This is a genomic window from Streptococcus sp. HMSC065C01, assembly GCF_001813525.1.
Lineage (GTDB): Bacteria > Bacillota > Bacilli > Lactobacillales > Streptococcaceae > Streptococcus > Streptococcus parasanguinis_V.
Genome location: NZ_KV812859.1, coordinates 136265 through 158662, shown reverse-complemented (window position 1 = coordinate 158662; position 22398 = coordinate 136265). Strand labels below are relative to the sequence as shown.

The window sequence follows — 22398 nt, the reverse complement described above, 5'->3', positions numbered from 1 at the left end:
CCAGGAGAGCAATATTCTCTGAATTCAAAAACTAACATTGTATTGAAAGTAGCTAAAAAATCGAATTCTGTTGAAATGCCAAACTATATTGGATCCACTTATGATTTTGCCAGAAGTAATTTGATTGAAATATATGGAATCAAGAAATCTAATATTGAAATCAGAAAAACTAACCATCTTCCTGATGGAGTATTCGTTTCTGCAGGTCAAATTGTCAGTCAAACTCCAGAAGTTTCAGGTACGGTGGATGTTAATCGAACACGAATTGTATTGACCGTTTATGAACCAAATGAAGGTGAACAAAATAGGAATAGAGTAGCACCTAATGATAATTCTGATGATTCAAATTCAAAAAATAATGATACTGGAAATTCTTCAAGTGGATATGATGATTAGTCATTAAATAACATTTGAGGGGAATGATTGGAAGAGGCTGGGACAAAAGTCCTAGCCTCTCAATTATTTTTGGATTGTCGAGCAAGACGCAGTGGTTGAGTGGGCTCTTCTACGCTGATTTCATCAGCTTTTACAGCCCTACTCAACTGTGCAGAGGTGGGACGACGAAATCGAATTCTAACGAATTGCCGATTTCTGTCCCACTCTCACTTTTCTCACGGTGGAAAGTTTCAGTATATGTTTACATTCTAACAGGCACCTTTTTGTGTCTGTTTTTACTTTTTCAGAGGGAATGAAAATGGAATTTAATTGACAAAGTCTTCTAAATTTAATAAAATTAAAAACAGACCGATAGTCTGTTTTTTTAAAAAAGGAGGGAAGTTACTTGAAACAAGAAATAAAATCAAAAAGAAGTAAAGATCAAATTATTCAAGTGGCTTTATCCTTGTTTTCAAATAAAGGCTATAATGAAACAACGATGGCTGATTTAGTAACGGCGACAGGATTGTCAAAAGGGGCTGTTTACCATCACTTCAAAAGTAAAGAAGAGATTCTACAACTCTTAATGGAAAAAGAAACGATTGCCCTCTCAACTTTTCTAGAAGAATTGTCAAAGAACGAAGAAGTTTCATCAACAGATCGTCTATTACAATTAGTAGATTATTTAATAGGCAATGAGAATATGGAACAGCTTACTGGTATTGACTGGGCACAAAAAATACCGTTTGGTTTGTTGTTTTCTTTAAAAAATACGGTGAATATTCTTTCCAAATATGTAGGAATAATCATTCATCAAGGAAATGAGAAGGGCGAGTTTTCTTGTAAATATCCTTTAGAGACAGCCACCACACTATCTCTTTTAATTGATGTGTGGCTTGATCCAACTATATCAGGTGAAGAAATGATCTCATTCTCACAAAAATTAGACTATATTGCATTTTATTTAAACAGTAGCGGTGTTCCTGTTTTAACAGAAAACAAGTGTCAAGAGATTAATCAGTTTTTTCTTAAAGGAGGAAGAAGATGAATCGGTTGTTAAGATTCTTATTTATTTTACTTATCATCGCCATGTCTGGAGCGATTATCTTCCAGCTATTCTTTCCATCCTATATGGGAAGTCATTCGGGATATGGTGTTTCTGTCGGTTGGCAACGGGAGATTGGGATTTGGAATGTGGCAGTTCTTGTGATTCTCATTGCTGTCAATCTCAAATACGATTGGTTTTATCTTCGAACGGTTCTATTGGCTTTGATCCTAGGTGGGCTTGGGATCGGTACTAATCATCTCTTCAGTTATTTTCACTATCATCTGCCGGTCAATGGGATCGGTGCGCTTGAAAATTATCTCCTAGTCCTTGGTTGGATTGTTGGGTGGAGATTGGAATCCTCTCGGATCAAGAAGAAATAAGAAGGAGCAGTCAAAGGGCTGCTCTTTTTCATCTTAAGTTTTTTCTTGACAAACAAAAAGAAAACGTTTACAATTTTAAATATAAAGTTTCTTGAAAAGAAAACAAAAAAGGTGAAAACAAGGAGATCATCATATGGCTACTATGAAAGCAGCTCGCTGGCATGCAGCAAAAGACGTTCGTATCGAAGAGGTGGAAGTACCTGAAGTACAACCACATCAAGTAAAGGTGGCAGTTAAGTTCACAGGGATCTGTGGTACGGACTTGCATGAATATTTGGATGGTCCGATCTTCATTCCAACAGAAGAACATGTTTATTCTGGTCAAAAAGCACCGGTTACTTTGGGACATGAATTCTCTGGTGAGATTGTAGAAGTCGGAAGTGATGTGACTCGTGTCAAAGTTGGCGATCGTGTCACTATCGAACCAATTCTTGCAAAGCACAACTTAATTGGTGACTATAACCTCGATCCAAACTTGAACTTCGTCGGCCTCGCTGCAGATGGTGGTTTTGCTAAATATTGTGTTCTTGATGGTGATCTTGTCCATGTGATTCCAGATAGCTTGAGCTATGAACAAGCCGCTCTTACAGAACCTGCTGCGGTTGCTGTGTATGCCGTTCGTCAATCTGCTTTGAAAACTGGAGATACAGCTGTTATCTTTGGTTTGGGCCCAATTGGTCTTTTGATTGTTGAAGCCCTTCGTGCAGCAGGAGCATCAAAAATCTATGCGGTTGAATTGTCTCCTGAACGCCAAGCGAAAGCAGAAGAATTGGGAGCAATCGTTGTGCGCCCAGAAGAAGGAGAAACGATCGTCGAAGCCATCCATCGTTTAACAGGTGGGGGAGCAGATGTTTCTTATGAAGTTACGGGGGTCCCAGTTGTTTTAGGCCAAGCCCTTGCAGCAGTTCATAAAGCTGGGGAATGTATGGTTGTATCGATTTGGGAACGTGAAGCCAGCATCAATCCAAATGAATTCGCCATCCAAGAAAAATCTCTCAAAGGAATTATTGCCTACCGCCACATCTTCCCTAAAGTCTTGGAATTAATGGAACAAGGCTACTTCTCTGCTGAGAAATTGGTTACTAAGAAAATCAAATTGGAAAATATCGTTGAAGAAGGATTTGTTGAATTGACACAAGATAAATCTCAAATCAAGATCTTGGTTCAACCTGAATAATCTAATAATTTTATATGAAATATATGAGGCTGAAACGTTTCGTTTCGGCCTTTTATGATACAATAAAAGTAAGGAATAGATTTGGGAGGGGACTATGTCAAAAACCATGAAAGGAACGCTCATGACCTTGATTGCTGGGATCGCTTGGGGCTTATCAGGAGCCTGTGGCCAGTACCTGATGGCTCATGGATTTACAGCAATCGGTTTGACAACGATTCGCTTAGTGTTTTCAGGAGCTGTACTACTGCTTCTTGCATATCTAGCGGACCAGGAAAAAGTAAAGGCCTTTCTAACAGACCGCTCGTCATACATCCCCTTGCTTTTATTTGCATTTTTGGGTTTGTTAATGACCCAATTGACTTATTTAGAAGCGATTGATGCGACTAATGCAGGTACTGCAACTGTTTTGCAATATCTCTGTCCTATTGGAGTTTTGGCCTATTCTTGTGTTAAGGACCGAGTAGCTCCTACAGTATCTGAAATCATTTCGATGTTTTTGGCCATCGCAGGGACCTTTCTTATTGCAACCCATGGTCAACTCAATCAATTGGCAATCACTCCTAAAGGGCTAGCTTGGGGACTTGTTTCTGCCTTTGCCTATGCCCTCTACATCATTCTGCCTATTCAGTTAATTCAAAAATGGGGAAGTATGTTGGTGATTGGTATCGGTATGCTCATTCCAGGACTTGTGATGATTCCCTTCACAGGAAGAAGACTTTTTCATGGCCAATATAGCATGGATAATCTAATGGGCTTAGTTGGCTTAGTGGTGATTGGGACCATATTTGCCTATACGGTCTTTTTGAAAGGGACAACTCTGATTGGACCGGTCAAAGGTAGCCTTCTTGCAGCTATTGAGCCTATTTCAGCTGTATTCTTTGCTTTTGCCATTATGAATGAACATTTCTTTGTCATTGATTTTATCGGAATGGCCATGATCCTCCTTGCAGTTCTCTTGATTTCCCTTAAGGATCTCATGATTCAAAAAGAAAAAGGCATCTTGTAAAATCAAAACCAATCATATTTTAGTAAAAAGGTTGAGACGAAGGTCTTAGCCTTTTTATGACAGGGAAGAGTTATCACTATATAGCGTATATATAGATAGAAAAAGATGTTAAAATAGAACAAAACTTTTTTAAGGAGATGAGAATGAAAAAGATTTTTAAATGGACCCTATTTGCTGTGGCGACTTTGAGTCTAGTAGCTTGTGGCACCACTGGTCAAAAGACAAATTCGCAGCAAGCAAAGACAGAAAAAGCAGCGAAAAGCTCTGCATCTGACGGTCAAGTCGAGGTGAGTTTAAAAGGAGGGCAATACATCAAACCACCTGTCCTCAATGACTCAGAAGACGGAACCTATTTAGCCCTTCAATTAGAATTTAAAAATGTTGCCAAAGAATCTATCAACGTGTCAGATTCAGATATCACTATTTACGATGCGGATAATAACAAGGTCAAATTGCAGTCAGGAATTTATGACCACAGTGAAGCCTTCCAACTGCTCAAGAGTGATCAGTTGGCCCAGGATAAAAAATTAACCGGCTATATCGTTTTTCCAGTCGAAAAAGGCAAGAAGTACGAAGTGCAGTATGAACGAAAAACCTATAGCTCTGATAAAAAATCCAAACCTCTAAAATTTGCGGTGAATTCTTCTCAGTATGAGGACAAGGTGGAAGCTTCCACTATTCTAGCAGATGAATACATCAATCAAGTTTACTTCAGTGGCCAACGAAAGGTCAAAAAGGATGACGCTTTTGTTTTGGGAACTGATTTGAAAAAGGAACGCAGTGATTTCCGTGCGAAATTTGCGGCTGATTTTACTCGTAAACTACATGATTACCAATTCCCTGAAGAAGAAGTGACCCAGTTTATCGATGCTTATGAAAAAGAAAATGCTAAGCGTGCGAAATTAACCTATAAGGTTAAACAATATCTCCCGGACAAGGTGGTCATTAGTCTAAATCCTGAGACGGTCAGCATGGAAAAGACGATCTTAAACCACATGCAGACCTTCTATCAAGAACATCGTAAAGACTATCCAGGGATCATCGAAGCGAACCAGGCTCAAAACAAAGCCTATAGAGAGGAAATGATGGCTTCTCTTGCGGATCGCCCCTTGACTACTCCGGATCGATACGACTACCAGTTAACCTTTGTTAAGAAAGATGGCAAATGGGAAGTAGAAAAAGCCTATAATAGTGATAGCTTTATGGAAAAATTCGAGGGAAATCTTTCTTAATGCTGAAGTTGGCACTCCTAGGACATGAATCTAGGAGTGTTTTTATCTATAGTTTGAAACTATATCAAAACCCAAGAAACAGGAATTAGACGGAAACACCTATTAGTGATAAAATAATTTTAAGTTTGAAAGGAGATGAAGGCTTGTGTCTTTTTCTTATGAAGAGTTAGCAGAGATTCGCCACTATATCCACCAACACCCAGAATTGTCTGGTCAAGAATACCAGACAACCGCCTTTCTAAAAGAGCGTTTAGAAGAGTTGGGGATTCGTATTTTAGAGAGTGGATTAAAAACTGGTCTGATTGCAGAAATTGGATCCGGCCAACCGGTGGTGGCACTTCGAGCAGATATCGATGCCCTTCCAATTTTTGAACAAACGAATCTGCCCTACCAAAGCCAGAATCCAGGAGTCATGCATGCCTGTGGCCATGATTTTCATCAAACCAGTCTTCTGGGAGCAGCAGCTCTTCTCAAGGAAAAAGAAGACCAGCTTGAAGGAACTGTACGCTTGATCTTTCAACCAGCAGAAGAAATCTCAGAAGGTGCTTCTGATGTTTTGGCAACAGGACTGTTGGAGGATGTTCAAGGAATTATTGGTTTTCACAATATTCCTCAGCTAAAAGCAGGGCAACTTGCTTTGAATGCTGGAGCTATGATGGCAGGGGTTGAGAAATTCAAGGTTACTGTGACAGGAGTTAGTAGTCATGCTGCGAGACCAGATTTAGGAGTTGACACTGTAACGGCCGTCACAACCATGGTTCAGAACTTACAATTATTAATTTCACGGACCGTTTCTCCTTTTGAAACAGCTGTTTTGTCCATTACGCACCTGGATGTGGGCTCAACCTGGAATGTGCTCCCAAAATCAGGCTATTTTGAAGGAACCATTCGCTCCTTTAATCCGAGTGTGCAAAGAGACTTGAAGGCACATTTTATTTCCATCATTCGACACATTGCAGAAAGTCTGGAAGTAGATGTGGCCTTTGAGTGGGGTGTGACCCCGCCCGTTACCTTTAATGATGAGGAATTGACGCAGGTAGTTTGGGAAGCTTCACAAGGTTTGGCTGAAGTGATTCCAGCAAATCCTTCTACTGCTGGAGAAGACTTCGCCTTTTACCAAGAGCGAATTCCTGGAGTCTTTGCCTTTATCGGTTCAAATGGAGAGCCGGATGCGCCAGACCTTCATCATGATCACATGACCATCGATGATGCAGCCTTTGAGGTGTCGGTTCCCTATTATGTTGAAAATGCGCAAGCTTTATTGCGGTATTTTAAAGCCAAAGAAGTGTGATAAAGAAAAACTATCACCTCCATAAAAAATATATATTGGGCAAGTAAATGCTTTTTTGATAAAATTAAAAAATACTTTTAAAATGGTGTTTTATGTGCCTGAAACGAATAAGGAGATCCTATGAATCTAAAAAAAGTGATTAAGTATTCTGCTTTAGGATTAGTTGCAGTCCTTGCAACCAGTGCTTTAGTAGCATGTTCATCTGGTAAATCAGCCAGTGGTAAGAAAACCATTGAAGTTGGGACTGTTGGAACAACCAAACCATTCTCTTACGAAGAAAAAGACGGCAAGCTAACCGGTTATGAAATCGAAGTTTTGCGTGAAATCTTCAAAGGTTCAGACAAATATGAAGTAAACTTTAACAAAACAGAGTGGTCTTCAGTCTTTGCTGGCTTAGATAGTGACCGTTTCCAAATCGGTGCCAACAACATTAGTTACTCAAAAGAGCGGGAAGAAAAATACCTCTATCCAAATCCATATGCTCGCAATCCATTAGTACTGGTCGTACCAAAAGATTCTTCTATTAAATCTTTGGATGACATTGGTGGCAAGAAAACAGAAGTTGTTCAAGGAACATCTACTGCTAAACAATTAGAAGATTACAATAAAAAACATTCAGATAATCCAACTGACTTGCAATACACAGATGGAACCATTCAAACCATCATGGCTAATCTAGCGGATGGTCGTACCGATTACAAGATCTTCGAACGGATCTCAGTAGATACTATCATTCGTGATCAAGGCTATGACAACTTGAAGGTTATCGAACTTCCAAGCGACCAACAACCTTATGTGTATCCAATTATTGCAAAAGAAGATAAAGACCTTCAAAAATTTGTCAACAAACGTATCAAGGAACTCTATGACAACGGAACCCTTGAAAAACTGTCTAAAAAATACTTTGGTGGAGTTTATCTACCAGAAGCAAAAGATATTAAAGAATAATATTTAATTAAAGGAGACTTCAAAATGAAATTGAAAAAAATTCTTGGTTTAACAGCTCTTGCAGCTATTGCAACATTTGCTCTTGCAGCATGTGGTTCTTCAAAATCATCTAGCAAAGATGGTGAAACAACTGTAAAAGTGGGTGTTATAACTTTGAGCGACACTGAAAAAGCTCGTTGGGATCAAGTTCAAAAGAACTTGGATGACGCTAAAACAGGAATCAAATTGGAATTCACTCAATTTACAGACTATTCACAACCAAACGTGGCTGTAAAAGATGGTAGCGTGGATATCAATGCTTTCCAACACTACAACTTCCTTGATAACTGGAACTCTAAAAATGACAATGCCCTTGTTGCAGTAGCAGATACGTACATCGCTCCAATCCGTCTTTACTCTGGTACAGAAAACGGTAAAAACAAATACACTTCAATTAAAGAAATTCCTAAAGGTGGAACAATCGCTGTACCAAATGACCCAACAAATGAAAGCCGTGCCTTGTATGTCTTGCAATCAGCTGGTTTGATTAAATTGGATACCAAAGATGGTCAATTGGCAAACGTGTCAAACATCAAAGAAAATTCAAAAGATTTGAAGATTTCTGAATTGGATGCTTCACAAACACCATCTGCTCTTCCATCAGTAGATGCTGCAGTCATCAACAATACCTTCGTTCGTGAAGCAGGCGTTGATTTCAAAAAAGCTATCTATGTTGAAAAGAAAGACAACAACTCGAAACAATGGTACAACGTGATCGCTGCTAAGAAAGATTGGGAAAAATCTGATAAAGCAAAAGCAATCAAAGAAATCATCAAAGCCTATCACAAAGACAATGTGAAGAAAGTGATCGAAGAATCTTCAGAAGGAATGGACCAACCAGTCTTCTAAGATTTGATCTCAAGTGTATGAAGGAGGTGGAGAAGCAATTCTCTACCTCTTATCGTGTATTAGGAGGAATGCATGCCTTTTGCAACAGAAGCGGAACAAATCCGTAAATTTGAAAATGATGAGGTCGCACAACACTATTTTGAAGTGTTGCGAACCTTGATTTCAAAAAAATCCATCTTTGCCCAACAAGTTGGTCTCAAGGAAGTAGCCAACTATTTGGGGGAAATTTTTACAGCTGCAGGAGCCAAAGTCGAAGTTGATGATAGCTATACAGCACCTTTTGTGATTGCCAAATTTTTCTCGCCAAATCCTGAAGCAAAAACCATCATTTTTTATAACCACTATGATACGGTACCAGCGGATGGAGACCAACCTTGGACGGGAGACCCCTTTACCTTATCGGTTCATTATGGAACCATGTACGGTCGAGGGGTTGATGATGACAAGGGGCATATCACGGCTCGTCTCACAGCTCTTCGAAAATACATTCGTGAAAGTGGCGATTTGCCAGTCAATATCACCTTTATCATCGAAGGGGCAGAGGAGTCTGCATCGACGGACTTGGATAAATACTTGGCCAAACACAAGAAACACTTACGTGGGGCAGACCTCTTAGTCTGGGAACAAGGTACCCGAAATAATCAGGGTCAGTTGGAAATTTCTGGTGGTAGCAAGGGGATCGTCACCTTTGATATGGTGGTGAAAAGTGCAGAAGTGGATATTCATTCTAGCTATGGCGGTGTGGTAGATTCTGCTTCTTGGTATTTGTTAAATGCCATCGCCAGTCTTCGTGACAAAGAAGGCCGAATCTTGGTGGATGGGATTTATGATCAGATCCAAGAACCCAATGAACGCGAGCTAGCTTTGATCGAGCAATATGCCAACAAAGGGCCAGAAGATGTTGCGGAAACCTATGGTCTAACCCTCCCAATCTTGAAGGAAGATCGAAAAGAATTCCTGCGCCGTTTCTATTTTGAACCAGCCCTGAATATTGAAGGTTTTGGCTCTGGTTACCAAGGACAAGGTGTTAAAACGATTCTTCCGGCAGAGGCGCGTGCCAAGATGGAGGTGCGTTTGGTTCCTGGACTGGATCCCAAGGATGTCTTAGAAAAGATCAAGCAGCAATTGAGGAAAAATGGCTATGATCAGGTCGAATTGGTCTATACTCTCGGTGAAATGAGTTACCGAAGTGATATGAGTGCCCCATCGATTTTAAATGTCATTCGGCTGGCCAAAGACTTCTATAGAGAAGGAGTTTCTGTTCTTCCAACAACAGCGGGAACAGGGCCCATGCATACGGTATTTGAGGCTTTGCAGGTGCCGATGGCAGCCTTTGGAATTGGCAATGCTAATAGCCGGGACCATGGGGGCGACGAAAATGTGAAAATTGCCGATTATTACACCCATATTGAATTGATAAAGGAGTTAATAGCAAGTTATGAGTAAAGCAATGATTCAGCTGGACCACATTGATGTGACCTTCCAGCAAAAGAAACGTCAGATCCAAGCCGTCAAAGATGTGACCATTCATATTAATGAAGGCGATATCTATGGGATTGTAGGGTATTCCGGAGCCGGGAAATCGACCTTGGTTCGGGTGATCAATCTCTTACAAGTTCCAAGTGCCGGAACCATCACTGTGGATGGGGATGTGATTTACCAAGATCGGGTGACCTTAAAACCGGCTGCTCTTCGAGAGAAACGTCGGGATATCGGGATGATCTTCCAACACTTCAACTTGATGGCTCAAATGACCGTCGCAGAAAATGTAGCCTTCGCTCTTAAACATTCAAATTTAAATAAAGAACAAAAGAATGAAAAAGTGGCGAAATTGTTGGATCTAGTTGGTCTAGCTGACCGTGCAGAAAATTACCCAGCCCAATTGTCTGGTGGTCAAAAGCAACGGGTAGCGATTGCGCGTGCCCTTGCCAATGATCCAAAGATTTTGATCTCAGATGAGTCAACTTCAGCCTTGGATCCAAAGACGACCAAACAAATTCTAGCTCTGTTGCAAGAATTGAACAAGAAACTTGGTTTAACCATTGTCTTGATCACCCATGAGATGCAAATTGTCAAAGATATTGCCAACCGGGTAGCTGTCATGCAAAATGGCGAACTGATTGAAGAAGGGTCTGTTTTAGATATCTTCTCGAATCCGAAAAATGCTTTGACGCAAGACTTTATCACCGTTGCAACAGGAATCGATGAAGCCATGGTGAAAATCAATCAACAAGCGATTGTGAAGAACTTGCCTGATGATTCGATTTTGGCGCATCTCAAGTATGCAGGTTCTGTGACAGATACAGCCATCATCAATGATATTTACAAGCAGTACCAAGTATCTGCCAACATTTTATTTGGGAACATCGAGATCCTTGATCACACTCCTGTCGGAGAATTGGTGGTCATCTTATCAGGTGAGACTCAAAATCTGGAAACGGCCAAAGCTGAGTTAGAAAATGCAGGAGTTTCCGTGACTATTGTGAAAGATGGGAGAAAAGCATGATCCAGTTAATTCAAACATATTTACCAAATGTCTATAAATTAGGGTGGTCTGGCCAGTATGGATGGGGAACCGCTATTTACTTAACTCTTTACATGACTGTTATTTCCTTCATTATTGGTGGATTTTTAGGTTTGGTGACAGGGCTTTTGTTAGTCTTGACCCGTCCAGGTGGTGTTATCGAAAATAGAATCGTTTTCCAAATTTTGGATAAGATTACTTCCTTGTTCCGCGCCATTCCTTTCATTATCTTGTTGGCCTTTATTAATCCATTGACCTACTTGCTCTTGAAAAATACCATCGGCCCTACAGCGGCCCTTGTTCCACTGTCTTTGGCAGTCTTTCCATTCTTTGCCCGCCAAGTCCAAGTAGTCTTGTCCGAGTTGGATGGAGGCGTGATTGAAGCAGCACAAGCAAGTGGGGCAACCTTCTGGGATATTGTTGGTGTCTACCTTCGTGAAGGGCTTCCTGATTTGATCCGTGTAACAACGGTGACCATCATTTCCTTGATTGGAGAAACCGCCATGGCAGGTGCCGTTGGTGCTGGAGGATTAGGAACCTTGGCCATCAACTACGGGAAAAACATGTTTAACAATGATGTCATCTTTGTGGCGACCTTATTGATCCTGATTCTGATCGTTCTGGTCCAATTTATCGGGGACTTCCTTTCGAAGAAAATTAGCCACCGTTAGGATCAGTATCCAATGAATAGAATAAATGTGAATCAAATAAAACAAGTTGGAGCCTTCATTTTCCTCTATTTTCTTGCGATTGGACTGGGGGTCTTAGTTGGAAATCTGGTCGATCATCAAGGAAATATGTTTTATGCTCCTGCCTTTTCAGCCCTGTTTGGCGGGACGATCTACCGCTATTATCTAGAAAAAATAAAAGGAGTTGGATCTATCTTTATAGTTGGCTGCGTGATCGGATCCTTCTTCCTCTTTTCGCGTCATGGTGCAGGGGCCTTTATTCCAGCCTTGATCGCCGGAAGTTTTGCGGAGATGGTCGCCTCAAGTGGTCGTTTTCGCTCGAATTTACGAAATGCCTTGTCTTTTGTTATTTTTGCCTTTGCGACGACAGGACCCATTCTTATGATGTGGTTCTATCCAGCCAGTTACCGCATGTCGTTACTGGATCGTGGTAAATCGATAGACTATGTCAATCGGGTGATGGTATCACCAGATCTAGCGACCATCACTTGGTTTGTCCTCACGGTCATACTGGGTGCTGGATTAGGATGGGGACTATCGAACATCCTTCTTCCATTATTGGCCAAAAAAGGAGATAAAGATGCACAATAATTTACTAGTTCTTCAGTCAGACTTTGGTTTGGTGGATGGAGCAGTATCAGCTATGATTGGGGTTGCTTTAGAAGAATCACCAACCATTAAAATTCACCACTTAACTCATGATATTACCCCCTACAATATCTTTGAAGGGAGTTACCGTCTCTTTCAGACAGTAGATTACTGGCCAGAAGGGACAACCTTTGTTTCGGTGGTCGATCCTGGTGTCGGTTCCAAACGAAAGAGTGTCGTAGCTAAAACGGCGAAAAATCAATACATTGTCACTCCGGATAATGGAACTCTCTCTTTTATCAAGAAACATGTAGGGATTGTTGCTATCCGTGAGATTTCAGAAGTGAAGAACCGCCGGGCCAATACAGAGTTTTCTTATACCTTCCATGGGCGTGATGTCTACGCCTATACAGGAGCTAAGTTGGCCAGTGGCCATATTAGTTTTGAAGAAGTCGGACCAGAACTCAGTGTCGAACATATTGTGGAAATCCCAGTGGTTGAGACGGTTCTTGAGGATAATCTTGTTAAAGGTGCAGTTGACATCCTAGATGTGCGCTTTGGTTCTCTTTGGACTTCCATTACTCGGGAAGAGTTCAATCATTTGTCACCTGAATTTGGGGAACGTTTTGAAGTGACCATCTATAACAATGACATGCTGGTTTATCAAAACCAAGTAACCTACGGCAAGTCTTTCGCCGACGTGCGGATTGGACAGCCAATCCTTTATATCAATTCCCTTTACCGTGTTGGTCTTGCCATCAACCAGGGATCCTTTGCCAAGGCCTATAATGTAGGAGTTGGGGCTTCTTGGCATATCGAGATTAGAAAAATGGAAAATTAATAGGAGATATCATAATGAAACAGAAATCATTATTTTCAATTAAAGATGTTGTAGCTATTGGGGTTGGAGCAGCCCTCTTTGTCGTGATTGCTATGTTGCAAATCCCTGCACCTGCACCGAATACGAGCATTCAGTTGCAATATGCCCTTCAAGCTCTCTTTAGTGTAGTCTTTGGCCCAATTGTCGGCTTCTTAATGGGCTTGATTGGTCATGCCATTAAGGACGCTATGTCAGGTGGTCTTTGGTGGACTTGGATCATTTCAAGTGGTTTGTTTGGACTCTTTGTTGGTTTCTTCCGCAAACAAATCGGTGAATTTAAAGGGGAAGTGACAAAGAAAGAATTAATTGTCTTTAACGTTGTTCAAATCGTATCCAACCTTGTGATCTGGGGCTTGATTGCTCCGGTTGGAGATGTCTTGATCTACAAGGAAAGTGCCAATAAAGTCTTCCTACAAGGTGTTGTTGCCGGTTCATTTAATGCTTTAACAGTAGCTGTTGCAGGTTCTCTTCTCTTGATTGCTTATGCACGGACTCAAACAAAAGATGGAAGTTTGACCAAAGATTAAATGTACAGAAGATTAGAGAGTGGGACAGAAATTGGTCATTCGTTAGAATTCGATTTCGTCGTCACACCTCCGCACAGTTGAGTAGGGCTGTAAAAGCTGATGAAATCAGCGTAGTAGAGCCCACTCCCACTGCGTCTTGCTCGACAATCCAAAAATAATTGAGAGGCTAGGATTTTTGTCCCAGCCTCTTTTTTGTTTTATCAAAAATATTTTTTACAAAATGTAAGATATATATTGCAAAATAGAAAATATAGTGTATAATAGAGCTATAAAAATAAGAAAGGAAAAGCCTGTGGCGAAAAATCTCAAATTAAAAATGGCCCGGGTCGAGCATGACATGACCCAGGGGGATCTTGCAGATGCCATTGGAGTGACGCGCCAGACCATCGGTCTGATTGAGGCGGGAAAGTATAACCCAACCCTCAGTCTTTGCCTTGCCATCTGTAAGACCTTGGATAAGACGCTGGATCAACTGTTCTGGGAGTAACAGTTTTAATAATAGAAAGAGGAAGAATATGAAACAAAAGAAAGAACCAATTGTAAAAGATGAACGGACCATGCTACTTGATGGAAAAATCGCAGGAGAACTTGTCCTTGGTATGACCTGCTTTATTGCCCTATCTGCCTTTGTGAAATCCAGTATCCTGGACTTAGACCTAGTCGCTTATCTCCCTGAGATGTTCCTTCTGATTGCCATGGGAGCCTATGCCTTTGTGAGAAGGATCAGTTCAGGGATTGATATCCGAGATATGTTAGAAAAAGATAGCTGGTTGAGTCGCCTTGGGTCAGGTCTATTCTTTGCTGTGCTTGTGACAGCTATGGATGTGATTGGAAAGAGAGAAGCAATGAGCTTTATCTTGAGTCCAAAGTATCTGGTCAAAATTCTATTAGAAATTCTCGTCTTTGCCATCCTGACAGATCTGCTTGAAAAACCACTTGCTCTTATCAATCGGAAAAAACAAGAGAAGATCGAGGCAGAATTAGAGGATGAAGAATAAGGAGGAAGGGATGAGATTACAATTGCTGAACAAACAAATCATAGATGAACGAGAAGAAGGCTTAGCTCATAAGGCTGGTGCTGAGATGGCTGTTTTTCTTTTCCTTGCCTTAACTGTTTTTAGTGTAGGATCCATTTTTACATCTAAGGTGGGGCTCAGTCCAATCATGGTGGTAGCCTTACTCATCGTCTCAGGATTATATTATTCGGTGCGTTGTCAACGATTGGGTGTGAGATTTATCAGTTATAGCTATCTAAATGTGACGGGAATTGTAGCAGTAACCTCTATTCTCTCCTTGTTCATCTGGGCTCAAAATTTTCAATTAAACCAAGCTGTCTATCAGGCAAATCCCTTCCATTCAAAATTCTTACTAGTACTTCCTATTACCTTTTTACTGAATCTTCCAATTGTATGGGGAGTGAATACTCTTGTAATGCTTCTTGCAAAAGTTGAGAAAAGACGCTATGAAGCCTATCTGGATCAGTTGGAAAAGGAAGAGTAGGAAGTTGGAACCCTGGTTTCATCGTATAAAAGTCTGGGAAACCAGGCTTTTATTTTTCAGTCAAATAAATTGCATTCGTTTTCTTGGGAGAGTATACTGGTATAGTTGAATGAAAAATTCTGATAATTTAATCTTAGAAAAGAGAATGACATGGCAAAACCTATTCGTGTATTACTTTATTATAAATATGTTCCCATCGAAAACGCAGAACAATTTGCGGCTGATCACTTGGCCTTCTGTAAATCAATCGGCCTTAAAGGTCGTATCCTAGTCGCTGATGAAGGGATTAACGGAACCGTATCTGGTGACTACGAAACAACGCAAAAATACATGGACTACGTTCACAGCCTTCCAGGGATGGAAGACCTCTGGTTCAAGATCGATGAGGAAGAAGAGCAAGCTTTCAAGAAGATGTTTGTCCGTTATAAGAAAGAGATTGTCCACCTTGGTTTAGAAGATGATAATTTCGATAATGACATCAATCCTCTTGAAACAACAGGTGCTTACTTGTCACCAAAAGAGTTTAAAGAAGCTCTTCTCGACGAAGATACCGTTGTCCTTGATACTCGGAATGACTACGAGTACGATCTTGGTCACTTCCGTGGAGCTATTCGTCCAGACATCCGCAACTTCCGTGAATTGCCACAATGGGTCCGTGATAATAAGGAAAAATTCATGGACAAACGCGTTGTCGTCTACTGTACTGGTGGAGTCCGCTGTGAGAAATTCTCAGGCTGGATGGTGCGTGAGGGCTACAAAGATGTTGGTCAATTGCATGGCGGAATTGCAACCTACGGGAAAGATCCAGAAGTTCAAGGCGAACTGTGGGATGGGAAAATGTACGTCTTTGACGAGCGGATTGCAGTCGACGTCAACCATGTCGATCCAAGCGTTGTCGGAAAAGACTGGTTTGATGGAACACCATGTGAACGTTATGTCAACTGTGGAAATCCTTTCTGTAACCGTCGGATCTTGACTTCAGAAGAAAATGAAGACAAGTACCTCCGTGGTTGCTCACATGAGTGCCGAGTTCACCCTCGCAATCGCTATGTAGAAGAACACAACTTGTCACAAGCAGAAGTTCGTGAGCGTTTAGCCCTTATCGGTGAGACGCTTGATGGAGCACCTGCATAATGGAAACAAACAGTCTGAAAGCTCAGGCTGTTTTTATATGGAAATTGATTGAAAATTGTGCTATACTTTAGGTAAGCGATTTCACAAAGGAGAAAACAAATGAGTATCGTGTTTTCAATCAAAAATAAAAAGAGCTTATTTGGCTATCAGAAAGTACTCGCAGCACAGGAAGTTCTTAAATTAGTAGAAGGGTTAACAACCTACAACTATGATCCTGCCACCCTTCATCGTCCCTTAAATGATTTTGAAGGCTTGAACTGTATCGTATTTGGTAAGAGCGGTCTTCCTCTGCAGTTACGCTATTTTGATGAGGAAGAGTCTTATCAGATTCAGGTGCCCTCTTTTGCGATAGAAGAAGATTGGCAGTTGGCCCTTCGATGGATCAGTCGCCTAGGAGAAGTATTAGGAACGGAGATTGTGGCCAGTGACGGCGTAAGCTATACTCCAGATTCTGTTTTCCATTTTGATTATGAAGTCGTCATCCTAGAAACGCTGGGTAATGTGACGAAAGAAAAAGATCTAAAAGAGTTTGAAGTACAAGGCTTCGCTCATCCAGTCTATTTGGATCGGAATACAGTGCAGGAAGTCTTGAACCATGTCCATCCACTAGAAGCCTACTCTGCCTTTATCAAGAAGATTCAATATAGTGCAGCTTATTTCAGTCAAGTCCGTTTTTATCAACAGGAGGAGACAGGAGCATTTTTAGCTAGCTATAGCTTGACAGAAGATACGGATACGGTCTTGCCAAGCGTGCCACATGTTCCTGCAGAATATGTAGAAATTGTGGGCTTAGCGGGTATCATTGATTGGCAAGTTCTTTTGGTTGCGATCGATGGAGATCCGGATAAGCCAGAAAATTACCATCCAATTGGCTCTCTTGCTCTGAAGAATCTATTGGCAGCGCTAGAGCCAGATGAATTCCAGCTGCTAGATGCTAGTCAAATTGAAATCAAAAAATTGTCCAAAGAACGGTTGCTAGAATTAGCGCAATTGGAAAACAAGTAACAATATCGAAGTGAACTGTCCCTCCGACGTTTGATCCGAAAAATCTAACGTCTGGGAGCAGTTCTTTTTTATACTCCTTCCTTTGATCAAAAACCAATGACTAGGCTAATTGTGGTATAATAGGGGCCTAGAAGTAGAATGAAAGAGGTGCACGAAATGCTGTTAGAAGAATTTGATGCCAATCGACAGGCGATTATCAATCCACAAGACTTACACCAACCAATTGAAGGATTTCCCAAAGTAGTCATCTCTTGCTTTTCAAGAGTAACTTTTGCGCGCCTCCTTGAGAATTATGACCATGAGGTCATTGCAAGAACCTCCATGGCTAATTTTGAAGTCTTGGTCTATGGGATCACTATCGGAGACCAACAGATTGGTGCCTTTAATGCACCAGTTGGGGCTGCTTCTTGTGTGGGGATTATAGAGGATTTGATTCAATTTGGGATGGAAAAACTGGTGCTTTTTGGGACTTGTGGGGTTTTAGATCGAGATATCGAAGCAACATCCATCATCATTCCAACAGCTGCTCTTCGCGACGAGGGGACCAGTTACCACTATCTTCCAGCTAGTGATGAAGTGGAAGTAAACAAGAAAACCCTCCCTCTCTTCCAAGCCTTTCTGGATAGTCACAAGGTTTCTTATCAGTCAGGAAAAGTGTGGACGACAGATGCACCCTACCGGGAAACCATCGACAAGATGAAGCGACGAAAGGAAGCGGGAGCCATCTGTGTGGATATGGAATGTTCGGCAGTGGCCGCCTTAGCAGCTTATAGAGGCTTTGAGCTCTGTCATTTCTTCTACGCAGCTGACCACCTCTCGGAAGAAAAATGGGATATCCGAACCTTATCTAGTCATGAGGATTTAGATAGCAAGGATCGAATCGCGGAGTTAGCCATCCAATTTGCGCTCTTTTGGGAAAAGGCAAACTAAATGAAAGAAGCAATGATTGAACTGAAGGATTTTTCCTTCCAATACAAGGCACAGTCTGAACCAACCTTAAAAAATCTCAACTTAACCATTTATAAGGGGGAAAAGGTTCTGATTGTTGGGCCATCCGGTTCTGGCAAGTCAACCATTGGCCAGTGTCTAAATGGGATTATCCCCAATATCTATAAGGGAACCAGTAGTGGGCAATTCCTCATTCAGGGGAAAGAAGCCTTTGATCTCAGTATTTATGAGAAATCTCATTTGGTCAGTACGGTTTTGCAAGATACAGACGGCCAGTTTATCGGTTTGAGTGTCGCAGAAGACTTGGCTTTTGCCCTTGAAAATGACATGGTGGATCTGGGAACGATGAAAGAGCGTGTGCAGAGTTGGGCAGAACGCTTAGATTTGATGAAACTCTTGGATCATCGGCCACAAGATTTGTCCGGTGGGCAAAAACAGCGAGTGAGCTTAGCAGGTGTTCTGATTGACGAAAGTCCGATCCTGCTCTTTGATGAGCCACTGGCTAATCTAGATCCCAAGTCGGGTCAGGATATTATTGATCTGATCGATCAGATTCATGAAGAACAGGGGACGACCACCATTATTATCGAACACCGTTTAGAGGATGTACTCTACCGTCCTGTCGATCGGGTTATCTTGATCAATCAAGGACAAGTTCTCTTTAATGGTCGACCCGATGAGTTGTTGAGAACGACACTGCTGGCTGAAAATGGGATTCGAGAACCCCTCTATTTAACAACTCTTCGCCAGCTTGGGCAGGATATCGATCAATTGGAGCATCTAGATCGTCTAGAAGATATCGAGCTTACTGGTGTGAATCGTTCCATTCCAGAAGCGACCTTTACTAAAACGGGTGAAGCAGAAGAACTATTGAAGTTGGAGCAGATTTCCTTTGCCTATCAAGAAAATCATCCAATCTTAAAAAATATTTCCCTCAGTATACCCAAGGGGCAGCGCTTAGCGATTGTCGGGAAGAATGGGGCAGGGAAATCAACTCTTGCGAAAGCCATCTGTGGATTCATTACCACAGAAGGGCAATACACCTCTAGAGGTGAAGATATCAAGCAGGAGAGTGTCAAGGAACGGGCTGAGCGAGTCGGCTATGTCCTGCAAAACCCCAATCAAATGATTTCGACCAATATGATTTTTGACGAAGTTGCTCTAGGTTTGCGCTTGCGGGGTGTCGCTGAAGAAGACATCAAAGAGCGTGTCTATCAAGCACTGAAAACTTGTGGCCTCTATGAGTTTCGTAAATGGCCGATTTCTGCCCTCTCATATGGGCAAAAGAAACGAGTGACCATTGCCTCTATACTAGTTTTAGGACCAGAAATTTTGGTCTTGGACGAGCCGACAGCAGGTCAGGACCAACGCAATTACACTGACATCATGGAATTTCTAGATAGCTTGCAAGAAAAAGGCCATACCATTGTCATGATTACCCATGATATGCAGCTGATGTTGGATTATTCTGATCGTGCCCTTGTAGTATCAGACGGACAAATTCTAGCAGATCTCCCACCTGCAGAGCTGTTCACTCATCCGGATATTTTACAAGAGGCTAATCTCAAAGAGACTTCGATTTTTGCCTTAGCCAATCGATTAGGAATGGATCCCTTGGCGCTAACGCAGTTTTATATGCAACAGAAAGGAGCAGGTCATGAATCATCGATTAGTCGGCTACCATGAGGGGACGAGTTTTCTTCATCGCCTTTCAGGTGCGAGTAAGTTACTCTTTCTTCTTTTTGTATCTCTTGCGGCCATGTTGAGTTATGATACCCGGCTCCTTCTAGGAATTGGTGTGGGCGCCTTACTGTTATTCTCTACAGCTCGTATTCGATTTCGGGATATTTCATTTGTACTTGCATTTGCTCTTGTTTTTGCACTGTTAAATGTTGTCATGGTCTATCTCTTTGCCCCTCAGTATGGTGTAGAGATCTACGGGGCAAAGACGGTACTGATGAAGGGGTGGGGCTCCTATAGTATCACCTCGCAGGAACTCTTTTATCTTTTTAATCTAGCTCTTAAGTATGTCTGTACCATACCTCTAGCCTTGATTTTTTTGATGACGACCCATCCTAGTCAGTTTGCTTCAAGCCTCAACCAAATTGGCGTATCCTACAAGATTGCCTATTCTGTCAGCTTGACTCTGCGTTACATTCCTGACGTACAAGAAGAATATCAAACGATTAAATTGTCTCAGGAAGCCAGAGGGGTGGAGTTGTCCAAAAAGGCCAAGCTGATCCAGCGGATCAAAGGCAATTTACAAATCATCTCTCCCTTAATCTTTAGCTCACTTGAGCGGATTGATAGTATTTCTACAGCCATGGAATTACGTCGCTTTGGTAAAAATAAAAAGCGGACCTGGTATTCTCATCAAGCCATGGAAATGAAAGATTATGGGATGATTCTATCAGCCTTGGCTGTTCTGGTTTTGAGTATTGTCCTGATCTTTGTCAATCAAGGACGTTTTTACAATCCATGGAGGTAATGACATGTCAGAAACGATTTTAGTAACAGGAGCTTCAGCTGGTTTTGGTCAAGCGATTTGCCGTCGCTTAGTAGCAGATGGATACCGTGTGATCGGATCAGCTAGACGCATCGATAAATTACAGGCACTTCAAGAAGAGCTGGGAGAAGCCTTTTATCCCCTGCAAATGGATGTGACGGATCTTTCTCAGGTAGATCATGCACTTGCCAGTTTGCCAAAAGATTGGGAGAAAGTGGATGTTTTGGTCAATAATGCTGGCTTGGCTCTAGGCCTCGCCCCAGCTTATGAAGCAGAGGTCGCAGACTGGCTGACCATGATTCAGACCAATATTGTTGGTTTGACCTATCTGACAAGGAAAATCTTGCCCCAGATGGTGGAACGAAATGATGGCTATATTATCAATTTGGGCTCTACAGCAGGAACTGTGCCTTATCCAGGGGCCAATGTTTACGGGGCATCCAAGGCTTTTGTCAAGCAATTCTCCCTCAATCTTCGGGCTGATCTAGCTGGCAAGAAGATTCGTGTCAGCAATATTGAACCCGGTCTTTGTGAAGGGACAGAATTCTCTTCTGTTCGCTTTAAAGGAGACGAGAAACGGGTAGAAGCCCTCTATCGAGGTGCCCATGCCATTCAGCCGGAAGACATTGCCAACACCGTAGCTTGGTTGATCCAACAGCCCAAGCATGTCAATGTCAATCGGATTGAAATCATGCCGGTTTCCCAAACCTTTGGCCCTCAACCTGTTTATCGTGACTAAAAAGAGAAGCAACCACTCCACATGGGGTTGGTTGTTTTTTATCTTTCCTCTGGTATAATAGAAGGCAAAGTAAGGAGAAAAAGATGACAGCTGCCTTAATTATTGGTTCTACAGTTTGTGATGTGATGATTTACTTGGATCGTTTGCCGAGTCGTGAAGGAGATGCCCATATTGATCACCAGCAATGGTCTGTGGGAGGTTGTGCCTTTAATGTCGTTAATATCCTTCATTTTTTGTCGCAACCCTACCAGTTTGTCTCGCCAGTCGGTTCTGGGATGTATGGTGATTTTATTCGGAGAGAGTTGAAACAATTAGGGATTTCCTCTAACATCTCATTAGAAGGGGACAATGGTTGCTGTTACTGCTTTGTAGAGTCTGATGGTGAGAGGACCTTCTTATCGGATCACGGAGTGGAGTACAGCTTTCAAGCAGAGTGGCTAAAAGAGCTCGAGACAGATCGGTTTGATTACATCTACTTATGTGGCCTTGAAGTCGAGGAGCCAACCGGTCTTGCATTGGTCCAGTCTGTTTCGCAACTAGAAGGTCAGGTGATTTTTGCACCAGGGCCACGCGGACTCTTGATTCCAAAGGATCGACTGGAAGCAATTTATGATCTGCATCCAATTCTCCATGTTAATGAAGCTGAAGCACTGGCTTTTTCAGGGTGTAGAGAGATCCAGCCAGCCATCGAACACTTGTATCAGAGAACGGGACAATTAGTCATTGTCACCTTGGGTGAAAACGGAGCGGTTGCCTATGATGGCAACTGGTATGAAGCAGACGGTTTTCCAACAGAAGTTGTCGATACAGTAGGTGCTGGAGATAGCCATGTGGGAGCCTTTATATCCGCTCGTTTAGAAGGTTTAGATATGACGCAAGCCTTAAGATTTGCTAACAAAGTCTCTAGCCAGATTGTTGCAAGTAAGGGCGTTCATCTGACAAAAGAGCAACAAGAAGCCCTGCGAACAGAATTGAAACAAAAATAAAAAAGAGAGTGGGACAGAAATCGGTAA

Annotated in this window: 25 protein-coding genes; all 25 read left to right on the top strand. The window is 41.8% G+C overall.

Annotation, left to right across the window (positions count from 1 at the left end):
* The coding region (locus HMPREF2918_RS09405; RefSeq protein WP_141751600.1) for a PASTA domain-containing protein at positions 1 to 396 on the top strand (396 nt) is incomplete at its 5' end.
* A gap of 385 nt (positions 397 to 781) precedes the next feature.
* The gene (locus HMPREF2918_RS09400) at positions 782 to 1423 is read left to right on the top strand and encodes a TetR/AcrR family transcriptional regulator (RefSeq protein ID WP_013904069.1); all 642 of its coding nucleotides are present in this window, start codon (positions 782 to 784) and stop codon (positions 1421 to 1423) included.
* Positions 1420 to 1803 (top strand): hypothetical protein, encoded by a 384-nt coding sequence (locus HMPREF2918_RS09395; RefSeq protein WP_049492372.1) that lies wholly within the window; start codon positions 1420 to 1422, stop codon positions 1801 to 1803. Before HMPREF2918_RS09400 ends, HMPREF2918_RS09395 begins: the two co-directional genes overlap by 4 nt.
* Positions 1804 to 1936: 133 nt before the next feature.
* On the top strand, positions 1937 to 2980 hold the full coding sequence (locus HMPREF2918_RS09390) for a 2,3-butanediol dehydrogenase (RefSeq protein ID WP_031572945.1): 1044 nt from the start codon (positions 1937 to 1939) through the stop codon (positions 2978 to 2980).
* 94 nt (positions 2981 to 3074) lie between these two features.
* A complete protein-coding gene (locus HMPREF2918_RS09385; RefSeq protein WP_070595383.1) occupies positions 3075 to 3986 on the top strand; it encodes a DMT family transporter in 912 nt (303 codons plus the stop codon).
* Between the two features lie 143 nt (positions 3987 to 4129).
* Positions 4130 to 5218 carry a DUF4352 domain-containing protein gene (locus HMPREF2918_RS09380; protein ID WP_070595380.1) on the top strand — a complete coding sequence of 363 codons (1089 nt, stop codon included), beginning with the start codon at positions 4130 to 4132 and terminating at the stop codon, positions 5216 to 5218.
* Between the two features lie 145 nt (positions 5219 to 5363).
* The gene (locus tag HMPREF2918_RS09375) at positions 5364 to 6509 is read left to right on the top strand and encodes an amidohydrolase (RefSeq protein WP_070595378.1); all 1146 of its coding nucleotides are present in this window, start codon (positions 5364 to 5366) and stop codon (positions 6507 to 6509) included.
* 120 nt (positions 6510 to 6629) lie between these two features.
* Positions 6630 to 7457, top strand: coding sequence for an amino acid ABC transporter substrate-binding protein (locus tag HMPREF2918_RS09370; RefSeq protein ID WP_031572958.1), 828 nt, complete (start codon positions 6630 to 6632; stop codon positions 7455 to 7457).
* A 24-nt stretch (positions 7458 to 7481) separates the two neighbouring features.
* The gene (locus HMPREF2918_RS09365) at positions 7482 to 8345 is read left to right on the top strand and encodes a MetQ/NlpA family ABC transporter substrate-binding protein (RefSeq protein WP_070595376.1); all 864 of its coding nucleotides are present in this window, start codon (positions 7482 to 7484) and stop codon (positions 8343 to 8345) included.
* 72 nt (positions 8346 to 8417) lie between these two features.
* Positions 8418 to 9791 (top strand): M20/M25/M40 family metallo-hydrolase, encoded by a 1374-nt coding sequence (locus HMPREF2918_RS09360; RefSeq protein ID WP_049506013.1) that lies wholly within the window; start codon positions 8418 to 8420, stop codon positions 9789 to 9791.
* Entirely contained in the window at positions 9784 to 10851 is a 1068-nt protein-coding gene (locus tag HMPREF2918_RS09355) for a methionine ABC transporter ATP-binding protein (protein WP_049506011.1), read from the top strand. The genes HMPREF2918_RS09360 and HMPREF2918_RS09355 overlap by 8 nt, the downstream gene beginning before the upstream one ends.
* Positions 10848 to 11540 carry a methionine ABC transporter permease gene (locus HMPREF2918_RS09350; protein WP_003008487.1) on the top strand — a complete coding sequence of 231 codons (693 nt, stop codon included), beginning with the start codon at positions 10848 to 10850 and terminating at the stop codon, positions 11538 to 11540. Before HMPREF2918_RS09355 ends, HMPREF2918_RS09350 begins: the two co-directional genes overlap by 4 nt.
* Before the next feature lie 12 nt (positions 11541 to 11552).
* A complete protein-coding gene (locus tag HMPREF2918_RS09345; protein WP_023918946.1) occupies positions 11553 to 12149 on the top strand; it encodes an MptD family putative ECF transporter S component in 597 nt (198 codons plus the stop codon).
* A complete protein-coding gene (locus HMPREF2918_RS09340; RefSeq protein WP_023918945.1) occupies positions 12139 to 12987 on the top strand; it encodes an SAM hydrolase/SAM-dependent halogenase family protein in 849 nt (282 codons plus the stop codon). The genes HMPREF2918_RS09345 and HMPREF2918_RS09340 overlap by 11 nt, the downstream gene beginning before the upstream one ends.
* 14 nt (positions 12988 to 13001) lie before the next feature.
* Positions 13002 to 13553 (top strand): ECF-type riboflavin transporter substrate-binding protein, encoded by a 552-nt coding sequence (locus HMPREF2918_RS09335; protein ID WP_023918944.1) that lies wholly within the window; start codon positions 13002 to 13004, stop codon positions 13551 to 13553.
* A gap of 292 nt (positions 13554 to 13845) precedes the next feature.
* Positions 13846 to 14040: a helix-turn-helix transcriptional regulator gene (locus HMPREF2918_RS09330; protein WP_003005328.1), complete on the top strand. Its 195-nt coding sequence runs from the start codon at positions 13846 to 13848 to the stop codon at positions 14038 to 14040.
* 28 nt (positions 14041 to 14068) lie between these two features.
* Positions 14069 to 14551 (top strand): DUF6773 family protein, encoded by a 483-nt coding sequence (locus tag HMPREF2918_RS09325; RefSeq protein ID WP_003008473.1) that lies wholly within the window; start codon positions 14069 to 14071, stop codon positions 14549 to 14551.
* 10 nt (positions 14552 to 14561) lie between these two features.
* Complete coding sequence (locus tag HMPREF2918_RS09320; protein ID WP_023918941.1) at positions 14562 to 15053, top strand: DUF6773 family protein; 492 nt, start codon at positions 14562 to 14564, stop codon at positions 15051 to 15053.
* Between the two features lie 150 nt (positions 15054 to 15203).
* On the top strand, positions 15204 to 16187 hold the full coding sequence (locus tag HMPREF2918_RS09315) for an oxygen-dependent tRNA uridine(34) hydroxylase TrhO (RefSeq protein ID WP_049488414.1): 984 nt from the start codon (positions 15204 to 15206) through the stop codon (positions 16185 to 16187).
* A gap of 99 nt (positions 16188 to 16286) precedes the next feature.
* Positions 16287 to 17192 carry a DUF4299 family protein gene (locus tag HMPREF2918_RS09310; RefSeq protein WP_049488416.1) on the top strand — a complete coding sequence of 302 codons (906 nt, stop codon included), beginning with the start codon at positions 16287 to 16289 and terminating at the stop codon, positions 17190 to 17192.
* A 156-nt stretch (positions 17193 to 17348) separates the two neighbouring features.
* On the top strand, positions 17349 to 18122 hold the full coding sequence (locus HMPREF2918_RS09305; RefSeq protein WP_003018328.1) for a nucleoside phosphorylase: 774 nt from the start codon (positions 17349 to 17351) through the stop codon (positions 18120 to 18122).
* Positions 18123 to 19826 (top strand): ABC transporter ATP-binding protein, encoded by a 1704-nt coding sequence (locus HMPREF2918_RS09300; protein ID WP_070595374.1) that lies wholly within the window; start codon positions 18123 to 18125, stop codon positions 19824 to 19826. It begins immediately after the preceding gene.
* Positions 19798 to 20628: an energy-coupling factor transporter transmembrane component T family protein gene (locus HMPREF2918_RS09295; protein ID WP_070595372.1), complete on the top strand. Its 831-nt coding sequence runs from the start codon at positions 19798 to 19800 to the stop codon at positions 20626 to 20628. The genes HMPREF2918_RS09300 and HMPREF2918_RS09295 overlap by 29 nt, the downstream gene beginning before the upstream one ends.
* Before the next feature lie 4 nt (positions 20629 to 20632).
* Entirely contained in the window at positions 20633 to 21385 is a 753-nt protein-coding gene (locus tag HMPREF2918_RS09290) for an SDR family oxidoreductase (protein ID WP_070595371.1), read from the top strand.
* An 83-nt stretch (positions 21386 to 21468) separates the two neighbouring features.
* The gene (locus HMPREF2918_RS09285; protein WP_070595369.1) at positions 21469 to 22371 is read left to right on the top strand and encodes a carbohydrate kinase family protein; all 903 of its coding nucleotides are present in this window, start codon (positions 21469 to 21471) and stop codon (positions 22369 to 22371) included.
* Positions 22372 to 22398: the final 27 nt, after the last annotated feature.

Bases quoted from the DNA above. Each gene is read 5' to 3' on its own strand.
- HMPREF2918_RS09395 (WP_049492372.1), top strand. From the start codon at position 1,420: ATGAATCGGTTGTTAAGATTCTTATTTATTTTACTTATCATCGCCATG.
- HMPREF2918_RS09390 (WP_031572945.1), top strand. From the start codon at position 1,937: ATGGCTACTATGAAAGCAGCTCGCTGGCATGCAGCAAAAGACGTTCGT.
- HMPREF2918_RS09385 (WP_070595383.1), top strand. From the start codon at position 3,075: ATGTCAAAAACCATGAAAGGAACGCTCATGACCTTGATTGCTGGGATC.
- HMPREF2918_RS09380 (WP_070595380.1), top strand. From the start codon at position 4,130: ATGAAAAAGATTTTTAAATGGACCCTATTTGCTGTGGCGACTTTGAGT.
- HMPREF2918_RS09370 (WP_031572958.1), top strand. From the start codon at position 6,630: ATGAATCTAAAAAAAGTGATTAAGTATTCTGCTTTAGGATTAGTTGCA.
- HMPREF2918_RS09365 (WP_070595376.1), top strand. From the start codon at position 7,482: ATGAAATTGAAAAAAATTCTTGGTTTAACAGCTCTTGCAGCTATTGCA.
- HMPREF2918_RS09360 (WP_049506013.1), top strand. From the start codon at position 8,418: ATGCCTTTTGCAACAGAAGCGGAACAAATCCGTAAATTTGAAAATGAT.
- HMPREF2918_RS09355 (WP_049506011.1), top strand. From the start codon at position 9,784: ATGAGTAAAGCAATGATTCAGCTGGACCACATTGATGTGACCTTCCAG.
- HMPREF2918_RS09350 (WP_003008487.1), top strand. From the start codon at position 10,848: ATGATCCAGTTAATTCAAACATATTTACCAAATGTCTATAAATTAGGG.
- HMPREF2918_RS09345 (WP_023918946.1), top strand. From the start codon at position 11,553: ATGAATAGAATAAATGTGAATCAAATAAAACAAGTTGGAGCCTTCATT.
- HMPREF2918_RS09340 (WP_023918945.1), top strand. From the start codon at position 12,139: ATGCACAATAATTTACTAGTTCTTCAGTCAGACTTTGGTTTGGTGGAT.
- HMPREF2918_RS09335 (WP_023918944.1), top strand. From the start codon at position 13,002: ATGAAACAGAAATCATTATTTTCAATTAAAGATGTTGTAGCTATTGGG.
- HMPREF2918_RS09325 (WP_003008473.1), top strand. From the start codon at position 14,069: ATGAAACAAAAGAAAGAACCAATTGTAAAAGATGAACGGACCATGCTA.
- HMPREF2918_RS09320 (WP_023918941.1), top strand. From the start codon at position 14,562: ATGAGATTACAATTGCTGAACAAACAAATCATAGATGAACGAGAAGAA.
- HMPREF2918_RS09315 (WP_049488414.1), top strand. From the start codon at position 15,204: ATGGCAAAACCTATTCGTGTATTACTTTATTATAAATATGTTCCCATC.
- HMPREF2918_RS09310 (WP_049488416.1), top strand. From the start codon at position 16,287: ATGAGTATCGTGTTTTCAATCAAAAATAAAAAGAGCTTATTTGGCTAT.
- HMPREF2918_RS09305 (WP_003018328.1), top strand. From the start codon at position 17,349: ATGCTGTTAGAAGAATTTGATGCCAATCGACAGGCGATTATCAATCCA.
- HMPREF2918_RS09300 (WP_070595374.1), top strand. From the start codon at position 18,123: ATGAAAGAAGCAATGATTGAACTGAAGGATTTTTCCTTCCAATACAAG.
- HMPREF2918_RS09295 (WP_070595372.1), top strand. From the start codon at position 19,798: ATGAATCATCGATTAGTCGGCTACCATGAGGGGACGAGTTTTCTTCAT.
- HMPREF2918_RS09290 (WP_070595371.1), top strand. From the start codon at position 20,633: ATGTCAGAAACGATTTTAGTAACAGGAGCTTCAGCTGGTTTTGGTCAA.
- HMPREF2918_RS09285 (WP_070595369.1), top strand. From the start codon at position 21,469: ATGACAGCTGCCTTAATTATTGGTTCTACAGTTTGTGATGTGATGATT.